Origin of the sequence: Pantanalinema rosaneae CENA516 (genome assembly GCF_050753385.1) — a bacterium.
In the GTDB taxonomy this organism is placed as follows: Bacteria; Cyanobacteriota; Cyanobacteriia; order Leptolyngbyales; family Leptolyngbyaceae; genus Pantanalinema; species Pantanalinema rosaneae.
Map to the genome: position 1 here is coordinate 1 of NZ_JBLZFZ010000054.1, position 10948 is coordinate 10948.

The 10948-nt window shown below is 50.3% G+C and carries 9 protein-coding genes; 3 read left to right on the plus strand and 6 right to left on the minus strand.

Going from position 1 to position 10948, the window contains the following annotated elements; translation table 11 throughout:
* The 5 genes from ACN4EK_RS24695 to ACN4EK_RS24715 form a co-directional block, all read right to left on the minus strand.
* Positions 1–1010: protein kinase domain-containing protein (locus ACN4EK_RS24695; protein ID WP_431660941.1), on the minus strand; the 1010-nt coding region annotated here is incomplete at its 3' end.
* Between the two features lie 731 nt (positions 1011–1741).
* Positions 1742–2683 carry a DUF2382 domain-containing protein gene (locus tag ACN4EK_RS24700; protein WP_431660942.1) on the minus strand — a complete coding sequence of 314 codons (942 nt, stop codon included), beginning with the start codon at positions 2681–2683 and terminating at the stop codon, positions 1742–1744.
* A gap of 121 nt (positions 2684–2804) precedes the next feature.
* Positions 2805–3647 (minus strand): ribosome biogenesis GTPase YlqF, encoded by an 843-nt coding sequence (ylqF, locus tag ACN4EK_RS24705; protein ID WP_431660943.1) that lies wholly within the window; start codon positions 3645–3647, stop codon positions 2805–2807.
* Between the two features lie 246 nt (positions 3648–3893).
* On the minus strand, positions 3894–4958 hold the full coding sequence (locus ACN4EK_RS24710; RefSeq protein WP_431656348.1) for an IS4 family transposase: 1065 nt from the start codon (positions 4956–4958) through the stop codon (positions 3894–3896).
* A 192-nt stretch (positions 4959–5150) separates the two neighbouring features.
* Entirely contained in the window at positions 5151–5291 is a 141-nt protein-coding gene (locus ACN4EK_RS24715; RefSeq protein ID WP_431660944.1) for a ribbon-helix-helix protein, CopG family, read from the minus strand.
* 36 nt (positions 5292–5327) lie between these two features.
* On the opposite strand from ACN4EK_RS24715, the gene ACN4EK_RS24720 reads away from it, so the two are divergent.
* From ACN4EK_RS24720 to ACN4EK_RS24730, 3 genes are read left to right on the plus strand one after another with little or no spacing between them, the layout of a single operon-like run.
* The gene (locus ACN4EK_RS24720; RefSeq protein WP_431660945.1) at positions 5328–6593 is read left to right on the plus strand and encodes an RNA-guided endonuclease InsQ/TnpB family protein; all 1266 of its coding nucleotides are present in this window, start codon (positions 5328–5330) and stop codon (positions 6591–6593) included.
* A 40-nt stretch (positions 6594–6633) separates the two neighbouring features.
* Positions 6634–8082 (plus strand): DUF2157 domain-containing protein, encoded by a 1449-nt coding sequence (locus ACN4EK_RS24725; RefSeq protein WP_431660946.1) that lies wholly within the window; start codon positions 6634–6636, stop codon positions 8080–8082.
* 3 nt (positions 8083–8085) lie between these two features.
* Positions 8086–8733 (plus strand): GDYXXLXY domain-containing protein, encoded by a 648-nt coding sequence (locus ACN4EK_RS24730; RefSeq protein ID WP_431660947.1) that lies wholly within the window; start codon positions 8086–8088, stop codon positions 8731–8733.
* Between the two features lie 380 nt (positions 8734–9113).
* Here ACN4EK_RS24730 and ACN4EK_RS24735 read toward each other — a convergent pair whose 3' ends face one another.
* Complete coding sequence (locus ACN4EK_RS24735; RefSeq protein ID WP_431660948.1) at positions 9114–10694, minus strand: NAD(P)H-quinone oxidoreductase subunit N; 1581 nt, start codon at positions 10692–10694, stop codon at positions 9114–9116.
* Between the last annotated feature and the right edge of the window lie 254 nt (positions 10695–10948).

A 10948-nucleotide genomic window follows, 5' to 3' on the forward strand; every position in this document is an offset into this window, starting at 1 on the left:
AGATGTGTATAAGAGACAGGGGTAGAATGAGCCGACGAGGGGGGATGGGAGGTGGGATAGCTGGCAGTCACTCCACTAAACATGCTGGGATTGGAGGTGGCTGGGGGGCGGGAGAGGGCTTGCCGTAAGTCTCGCATCACGGCATCGGCGGATTGGTACCGTTCACTGACCAAATCCTTCAGCATTTTGTCGAGAATTTGGGCGATCGGTTCGCTGATTTTGCCACCGCGTTGCTGTAACCGTTCTCGCCAGAGCCAGCGTCCTTCTAAGGGATCATAGAGATCATCGGGCTTGGTTTGGGTCATCAAAAAGAGGCAGGTCGCTCCCAGGCTATAAATATCGCTGGCAGGAAAGGCACGACCGCTGCGAATTTGTTCCATTGGGGCATAGCCTTCGGTGCCAATTTTCGTGCCGGGTAAGGAGGCTGTAGCGGTTGATAGGAGTTTGGCAACCCCGAAATCAATCAGCACCAATTTATTGTCGGCTTTGCGCCGAATCACATTGGAGGGGGTGATGTCGCGGTGAATCACCTGATGATCATGAACGAACTTGAGGACAGGTAACACCCCAACCAGCACTTCCCGAATCCGCTGTTCGCTGAAACTACCTTGATATAACAACTCCTGGAGTAGGGTTTGACCTTCGATAAATTGCTGCACCAGGTAAAGCCGTTGCTCATGCTCAAAATAGGCTAATAGAGTCGGAATTTGGGGGTGTTCGCCCAGTTCGTGCAGCCGGACGGCTTCCTGCTCAAATAATTGCACCGCTTTCTCGATCGACTTGGAGCCACCCTGGACTTGCGGCGAAAACTGTTTAATCACACAGCGACTTTTGAGTCGATCTTCATCTAAGGCCAGGTAGGTTTTGCCAAAGCCACCCTGCCCGATCGGACGTACCACCCGATACCGACTGCGAAGCAAAGGAATCAGTTTGGCTCCACAGTTGAGACAAAACTCGGCATCATCAGGATTCTGGGGCTGTTGGCACTCAGGATTTAAACAACAGGTCATACATCCGCACCCAGGTGACGTATACTCCATTTTCACCTGGTTCCAAAGTGAAAACAGAGGGGTTGGTAAGAAGCAGGCAGCCAAGATGCCAGTGAAGCCACTGGATTGCTGTGCAGTATCTCATCATACTCTTGCCGAAGGGATGACGGTCAGCCGATCGGGGAACCGCTTTTCAACAGATTGTGACAGTTCACGAACAGTACCACCGAATAAACACTACCATCCATGGGTATCGGATATTACTGAGATGACAGTGTATGCTTTGGCAAAGCTTATAACTGTAACAGAAAAATCAGTAAAAAGCTTGCCTTTTCACGAAAAACTCAGCAATTTGTCGGATCAAATTTGCTACTTTGACACTCTCCTCCTGATAGGATAACTAAGTAAATTATAGTCATCCCCCATACGGGTGATTTTTAGGGTGTTTTTCTACCAGTACAACCATGCTACTAGTTACACTGCTACTGATTAGTTCAACGGTGACGGTCTACTACCTGCTGACTTATCAACCGCATTAGTCGGCTTAAATATCAGCCCAGTATGGTTACTGAGGTAAGGTGATGACAGGGTTGAAATGACGTTGGCTCTGGATGACTGTCCTGGCGTAGTTGTTGATGGACAGCACAAAGGACGAGGTTTGTTTTCAGGTGTGCTTCAACCCCAATGGTTGAACCCTGGCAAACCCCGCCCTGGTGGAGTCAAGTTAAGTTTGACTCCAGTGAGTTGTTGGACTAGATGCGATCGTTGCGGCGGCGCTCAGAGTCTTCTAGGACAGGGTTTCCATCCTTATTAATATCCAGGCGTTCCCGGCGCAGGGTTTCTTCCGCGTCTACGGTTTCCCGCTCGACTTCTTTCCGCACCCGAACTTCTTCCCGGACAAAGGCTTCCTTGCGAATATCGGGAGTTTCTTCGTAGACTTCTACCCGTGCCACTTCCCCTTCACCAAAGGCATGGGCATCCGGAGAAACAACGGCATTGGCATCGGTCGGTGTAGTCCGTTCAATTACCACTCGTTCGCGCTCGATCGGCACAGAAACATGTGCTGTTTCAGTTTCTACATGCTTACCAACGGCAACCTCACCCGTTTTACGCCGAGTTTTGTTCGCAATTAACCGCTCTTCATACAGGCGCAGACTTTGATGGTCGCGATCATTCAGATCGTAGAGATTGGCATCATAGTCATAGCGATAGGAGTTGCGATCGTAGCTAGCAGGGCGATTGTAAGCCGTAGCAGAGCTATCTAGGGGAGTAGATCCCAGGGCGGTCGAGCTATCGAGGGCGGCTGATTGATCCACCGCCGTTGTGCGGTTCATGCGGGAGCTTGCCATCGGACGATAGATCCCACGCACCCGTTCTTCTTGATCATAGTCAACGGTCATATCATCCCGGTATTCAGGCAGATCTTCAACTTGAGTCCGGGTCAGACCATCGGTATAAACGCGACGATCGCTCCCGTTAATATTCGCTAACCCAACCGGTAATAATACTTTCTTACCAAAAATCCATACGCCAGTATTTACGACCAAATAACGGAGCTTTCCTTGATCATCTACAAGTAAATCATCCACTGAGCCGACCTTATCATTGCCAGCATATAGATCGTAGGACAGGACATCGTAGTCAGAACCATTACGATAATCAGAATCAAAGTCTTTGATTTTGTAAAGTGGCATAATGTAGTTTCTCCCTTAATGAAAGATTTCCTTATCAGGCTATAAATCCGTTCATTGGGATGAATCAGTCTGATGCTTGATTCGGCTCTCCTTCCAAAGAGTGACTTGTGAGAAATTGAAGTTATTCGGGAGGGTATTCTAGAGCGATCGCGCCGAGGTGTCCTTTGCGAAAATCATTCAGAATTTGACAGGCAGTGCGTTCTACATCGCCTTGATATCGGTGGTCTGCCAGGGTATGCAGGTAATCTTCACCCGTTAAATCCGCTACGGCTAACTGATATCGAGTGTGTAAGGTTGAATCCGCTTGCAGGGCTTTTAAGCGATCGACGAACGCAGCAGCGACCCGTTGGTTGTCGTAAGCCGCCTCACCAATGTCGTCGCATATCGCCAATTTCAGAGCCGCCTCCTGATCCTCCAGGCGAGAGGGCAGGACACCCGGAGCATCCAACAGTTCAATTTGATCGGAGATTCTCACCCAGCGAAGTTGACGAGTGACTCCAGCCCGACGGGCACTATCTACCACCCGACGCTTCAGCAGACGATTAATTAATGCCGACTTACCCACGTTAGGGAATCCAATCACCACTGCACGCACCGGGCGCGGTAACATGCCTCGATTAGCCCGCCGCTGATTCACCTGCTTGCCAACCACCTGGGCGGATTGGATGATCGCTTCAATCCCTTTGCCATGTTGGGCATCCGTAAAATGGGGCGTTTCTCCCGTTGCCTGAAACCACTCTGTCCAGACTTGTTTAGCATGGGGCGGAATCATATCGACTCGATTCAGCACCAGTACCCGCTCTTTATTACCGATCCATTGCTTCAGTTGCGGATGCTCTGTGGTCAGTGGAATTCGGGCATCACGGACTTCTAGCACAACATCCACCAACTTAAGCTGTTCGCGTAAAGCCTTCTCGGCTTTGGCAATGTGACCAGGATACCACTGGATCGGTGGGGTACTCATAGCAATTATTAAGAACTGAATCGATTTATCCAGGCAATCGCCTGCCTTTGTTGAGTGTAGACGGTTGGGGCGATCGTTGCGGAACTTTAAGCAGAAATGTGCCAGATCGTCAGGTGATTGGGAACAAGGAGCCTGGCTGGGCAGAAATATCGCTGTCTGCAATGACTAGCCAGAGTGATCCGCAAACCAGATTCCGGAGTGTCTAATTTTCTAGAAAGAAAATTCAACTCATGAGTATCTTGGGAGCTAAGTACGGGACAAAAGTTGTAGAGATTGCAAAAAGTCGGACCCATTAGACGCAGATGGATTGAGCACCAAATGGCGCAAATAATCGAATCCTAAGCGAAACAAACTTTTGGCACGACGACCGTGTTTTTTCATCTCAATCGGCTGCCATTGATGCAACCATACGCCTGTTTTCATGGCCCAACATAAAGCTAAGGTCAACAAGGCGAACAACTTGCTCAACCGCTCGGCATCGGTGAAGTGAGTGGATTCCAGACAGAAACCCCGCGTTTTGAAAATGCCAAACAAGGTTTCAATCGACCAACGTTTGGCGTAATCTTGAACCAAATTCTGGGTGTGGACGGGCGCAATGACCACGAGTAACTCCCCATCCTCAAGTCGCAGGGCTTCCACAGCAACCGGATAACCCCAGACCCGGCAAGTGCCAGTGAGTCTTTGAGATTGACCGACTTGCAGATGGGCAAAGACGACCCGCGCCGCCAGGACCTTGCCATCGTGCTCAATCTGGTCGGTGTCCCGAATCCGTAAGCGAAAGGCTAAAGCCGGTTCGAGCAGGAGATAGCGCACCCAGGCTTGGCCAACGAACTCGCGATCCGCACACAAGCAGTTCACCCGAGCGGTGGGAAATCGTTTGGCAAAGGTTTCCATAAACCGCATCCGCTCGTCGCTGTTGGAGTTCCCTTTTTTATCCAACAGCCACCACAGAATCGGGAAGGCAACCCCTTCATGCACAATGCCTAAGGTCAAAATGTTGTGCCAATGACTCCCGAATTTCCAGGTCGTGCGATCCAGGCTCAACACCCACCCTGGTGGAATTTGCATCCAACTCACCAACAGGGTCGCCAGTTCGGTGTAATCCAGGTCAAACTCTCGAAAAAAGCGCTGCAACCGCTTGTAGCTCGATTCGGGCAAAGCCTTGCCGCCAAAGCCTAAACATAGTTCGCTTAAATTTACCGTTTTGACTTTCAGCAAGGCTAACAAAAACAAAGCCAGAAATGAAATCCTGGCTCCATGCCAGTTCAATTGGGCTTGGAGGACTCGCCTTAATTCGCTATATTGGCTCATAGGGTTTCTGATGAGTGTCGTAATTCTGATGAAACCCTACCCTGCTCAATCTTTCAAGCTTTTTGTCCTGTACTTAGCTTGGGAGTATCCATCAAAACCTCCGGGGTACTCCCGCCACATTGGTACTCCAATTGGCAGTGAGGGGGATAGGAGCGGCAAGCAAGTGGTTCGATGCCACGCAGGTTGCCCACATTAATATTCGGTTTTAACTTTTCGCTTAAGGCTGCGAATGAATTCCCTAAGAACATCTGTTTGATTCCGTCCTTCCTGTTCACAATAAGCTTTCAAGATTCCCAACTCAGGCTCAGGAATTCTAATGGTGAGGTTTTTCATTGTTCCGTGTACTGCGTTTTGCGGTACAATAGTACCATGAGAATCACCTATCAGTACCGGCTCAACCCCACTCCAGAACAAGCGGCAACTATGGCGCTCTGGGGTGAGTTACTGCGTCGGCATTGGAATTATGCGCTCGGTCAGCGATTGGATTGGTTGAGTCGAACCCGTTCGCCCATAGACCGTTGCAGTCTGGTGGCTGAAGCCGTTGGGGATGTGCCAAATAGGGTTGATTACTATACCCAAGCATCGGAGTTACGCCAAACGAAACAACTATTCCCAGACTACAAAGCCATCTATGCGGACTGCCAACAGCAGAATCTTATGAGGCTGGATAAAGCCTGGAAGCGTTGGCTAATCCCCAACAAAAATGGTCAGAGAGGAGGCAGACCTCGCTTTAAGACGAGAGGTGATTTATCTTCGTTCACCTTCCCACGGGTGAATTGCCCCAAAGCAGGAGCACACTTAACCGGAAATGTTTTAAAACTTTCTAAGATTAGCGACGTTGAGGTGATTCTGCATCGCCCAACCCCTGACGGATTTGCGCTCAAACAAGCGACTATTTTGCATAAGGCGGATGGCTGGTATGTCAGCTTTAGCCTGGAAGATGACACCGTTCCAGCGCCGTTACCTGTGGATGAAATCAAATCTGCGGTTGGCATCGATGTTGGGTTGGAGAAGTTTTTAGCAACGTCAGACGGGCAGGCAGTTAAGATTCCCCAGTTTTACCGGAAGGCTCAAAGCCGATTGGCTCGACAGCAACGCAATCTGGCTCGAATGCAGAAGGGGTCTAAGAACTACCAAAAGCAGGCGAACAAAGTGGCGCGATTGCATTTGCATATCACTCATCAGCGCAGAGAATTTCATTATCAGGTCGCCCATTGGTTGTGTGCCACGTATGACTTGATTGCGTTTGAGAGCTTGAACATTAAAGGACTGGCTAGAACCCGACTGGCTAAGTCGATCTTGGATGCCGCTTGGGGCACATTCCTGAATATCCTGCAAGCAGTAGCGGTCAAACGCGGCAAGTGGGCAGTGGAAGGTGACGCTAGAGGCACTAGCATTGAATGTTCGAGTTGTGGGGAGCGAGTTGAGAAAACACTGAAAGACCGGGTTCATAGTTGTTGTTGTGGACTGGTGATTGACGGGGATTGGAACTCAGGGATTAACATCTTGAATCGGGTACAACGGACGCTTGGACTAGCGTTTGCTGGCTGTGGAGGCTTAGAGGTTACTCTGCCCGTGAAGCAGCAATTTTCAATCGTGAGGTTGGAAGCTCCCGCTACACCGCCTTGCGGTTAGCGGTGAGACTTGTCACTCCCTGTTGAGAGGTGATCGATGAATGGTTTCCGAAAAGTTTCGACGGCAGTTACGGCAAGAGTCTGAACAATGGTGGGCAGAGGGATTAATTGATGCGGCTCTGTATGAAAAGTTAGCCGATCGCTACCAATTCCAACACCTGGAGCGGGAGGCGAGTAATCGCTTTGTTGCCATCCTCATGGGTTTAGGAGCGATTCTCTTAGGATTAGGGGCGATCACCTTTGTTGCGGCGAACTGGCAAGAGTGGTCGCGATCGTTCAAAGTTGTTGTCTTGCTGAGTTGTTTTATCGGGGTGAACGCGATCGGATTTCACCTATGGCGGCGACCAGCCTCCCAGAAAGGACAGCAACGACTGGGGCAGGCATTGTTGATCCTGGGGGCGATGCTGCTGGGGGCGAACATGGGCTTGATGTCCCAAATGTTTCACCAAACTGGCGAACTGTATGAGCTATTTCTGGTTTGGGGACTGGGAGTTGCTGCGATGGCGTACAGTCTGCGGCTAACCTCGCTCGGTGTACTGGCACTAATTTTGGTGAATCTCGGCTATTCCGGTGGTTGGTTCAACTGGCAACTTTGGCAACAGTTTTCCTGGATATCCCTGATTGTCCAACACATGCCTCTAGTGACTAGCATGGTGTTTGTCCCATTGGCATATTGGTGTCGATCGCGGGTGATCTTTGGCTTGAGTGCAATCACGATCGCCACCTCATTAATCTTTAATCTCAAGCCATTATCCAGTGGGATCGTGACCAGTGGCTGGCTACCTGCGATCGCCTTTGGTCTACCAGTGGCACTGTTATGGGCATACAGTGATCGCATCTGGCAGCGCTTATCTACGTCCCTCACCGCCACACCTGCCCTGGCATCCCGGACAGTGACGACTGACCCCTTCCAGCCGATCGCCCGCAGTTTATCGATTTGGGTACTGGGAATTCTCACCTATTCCCTGTCCTTCCGTTGGTTATGGACAGACTACTCAGGCTACCGGGATGGCGCTCTGGCAAATTGGCACTGGCAACCGTTGATTGATGCCACGTTGCTGGCGATCGTCGCGGGATTAGGGTGGTTACATCTGAGTTATCAGTTGCGGCGTGATTTGTTGCGAGTGCAGGAAAAGGCGATTAACAGTGGCACGATCGCCCTGACCTTAATCCTGATGACGATCGTATTTTTCTGCCATTCCTTCCTGCCGGGGTTGGGAGTGCTGGTGTTTAACCTGATCCTATTTGTCCTGGCATTGGGATTAATTCGGGATGGGTTGGCGCTGGCAAGTCGGCATACATTCTGGGGCGGCATGGTGTTGCTGGTACTCGGCATTCTGAGCCGGATGCTGGAATACGACACAGGGCTGTTAATTAAAGCGATCGTCTTTGCCTTGTGTGGCTTAGGCGTAATGGCATCTGGCGTTTGGTTTGAGCGGAATATCAAGGCCGATCGTCCGGCATCTCTACCCACATCGTCACAGGAGTAAACTATGACTACACAACCTCCCAATCACCCAGTTGATCCACCCGTTGAGTCCCCCATCCCTCAACCTGCTCCAGCCATAGAGTCTCCCCGACAAATTCCAATCTGGCGATTCTGGTTGCCTCTGGTATTTCAGGCGGCACTGATTATCATGGTTCCGGCGCAGGATGCCTATACCTCGATCGCGGGTAAACCGATTACGCTGCAAACGGCTCCGGTTGATCCCTATGATCTGCTGCGGGGCTATTCCCAAACCCTGCGTTATGACATTTCTGACGTGAATGCGTTGAAAAAACTCCCTGGCGGTAAGTGGTTAGATCAACATGCCAGTGGAGATTTTTATGTGGTGTTAGAGGCTCCTGCCCAAAGCAATTCCCAACCACCAAAACCCTGGAAGCCGGTGCGGATTAGTGGCGATCGTCCCAATCAGTTCACTGCAAATCAAGTGGCAATTCGAGGGAACTATAACGGTTGGCAAGTCACCTACGGGTTGGAAACCTACTACATGCCAGAGGATCAGCGTCAGCAAATTAATACAGCGATCTCCCAGGTACAACGTCAGCCCCAGGCGTTTGTGGTGGAAGCCAAGGTGGATAGTAGTGGTCATGCGGTGCCGATTAGTTTATGGGTACGCGATCGTAACTACCGCTTTTAGCTAATTGTGCCAAATCGTTGTGCGAAACGCTGTCTATGATTTTCTGTAGCCATTTGGTGCGATCAAGCAATTGCTTAACTATCTATTCTTGAGCTACTGAATGCTGTCTAACAGATTAGACAAAAGCATATAATACTGGGCTTTCCTCCTAAATCCCCGCGCTCCGCGCCGCTAACGCTAGAAAAAAGGGGACTATGAGACTGATTCCCCCTTAAAAAGGGGGCTAGGGGGGATCTCTGAGTGCTTAACATCACAGCTAGCACCTTTTCAAATACCCTCTAAAATGGCAGCCCAATCATCTCATGTGGGAGCTAGATAAAACAAAAGCGATCGCCGTTTAACAGAAACAGCGATCGCGCTTGAATTGATTCAGAATTTGATTACAGCTTCAGGCTCAGGTCAGCTAGAGGAGCAATCTTTTCCTGAACGACAGGTTGTTCTAAAGTCACCTTAGCCGCTTGCAGCATGGGAGTCTTGGCTACCGAGGTATTTGCCAGGGTAAACAATGGGTTCGAGAGAATACCAGCCAGGGAAGTAGCAATCACCGAGATGATTAGACCCACTTGCAGCGATCGCATACCGCGCTGATCCCAGCGAATTTCGGGGTAGTTTTTCACCGCATCCGACATTTCGTGGGGTTCCTTCACTACCATCGCCTTCACAACCCGAATGTAATAGTAAATCGAGATCACACTCGTCACCAGACCTAACAGCACCAGAGCATAGGCTCCCGCCTGCCAACCCGCCCAAAACAGGTAGAGCTTACCAAAGAACCCCACCATCGGCGGAATACCACCCAGGGACAGTAGACAAATACTCAAGCCCAGGGTTAGCAGCGGATCTTTCTGATATAACCCGGCATACTCACTAATCTGATCCGTTCCCGTCCGCAACGAGAACAAAATCACACAGGTAAACGCGCCCAGGTTCATCATCAGATAGGCAATCAGGTAGAACAGCATACTGGAGTATCCAGCATCTGTCCCAATCACCAACCCGATCATGACAAAGCCCGCTTGCCCGATCGACGAGTACGCCAGCAGTCGCTTCATACTGGTCTGCGCCAACGCCACCACATTTCCCAGAATCATGCTCAGGAATGCCAGCGCCGTCATGACAAAATGCCACTCCTCGGTCAGCAGTGGGAATGCCGTTACCAGCAACCGAATTGCCAACGCAAATCCCGCTGCCTTGGAGCCCACCGAGAGAAAGGCGACCACTGGAGTCGGTGAGCCTTCATAGACATCTGGTGTCCATTGATGAAAGGGTACCGCCGCAATTTTGAAGGCAATCCCGGCAATCACAAACACCAGAGCAATAATCAACCCGATCGACTGTCCTAATCCAGCACTGGCGATCCCGGCAGCAATCTCACTCAGGTTCGTTTTCCCACCCGATAAGCCATACAACAACGATGAACCATACAGGAAGATCGCTGAGCTAGAAGCCCCAATTAGCAAATACTTCAGAGCAGCTTCATTCGATCGCGGGTCACGTTTGGTATAGCCGGTTAGCAAATAAGACGAAATACTGAGGGTTTCTAGGGAAACAAAAATCATCACTAACTCATTCGCCCCCGACAGGAACATCCCGCCTAAGGTAGCCGTGAGCAAAATCGTGAGAAACTCAGCTAACGATGTACCGGACTGTTCAACATACCGTACCGACATCAGAATCGTCACGGCAGCCGACAGCGCAATTACACCCCGAAACACAAGGCTCAGGGCATCACTGTTAAAACTACCCAGAAACGAAATGGGATCACTGCTATCCCACTGGTAGTAGAGGGAACCAACAGCAGCTAACAGTCCCACGATCGAGAGGTAGGGAGTCCAGCTAGCGGAAGCTGTGCGCCCCACAATCAAATCGCCAACTACCACCAATAGTAGGGTGGCAATGACAATTAGCTCTGGCAGGATGGTTCCAGTGTTAAGCTGGGCAGCGAGACTGGCAAAATCCATGAGGGTTGTCCGAATCGACTATTTACGAAATTTATGACCAAACCTCTTGCCCATAAATTGGGCTTGAAGTTCTCGCCATTCACTACAGTGGATTTTACCGCGCAATCCTCCTTTACAACCGTCTCCCTCTGCGCTTACACCAGAAGAGGACTGCGACTTGAAACCGCCTTTATCTTGATCTAGTCAACTTTCCAGATGGGTACTCACCTTCCCGATCGCCCCAATTGTCTGTTATAGAAAGTTTGATAAGTTAT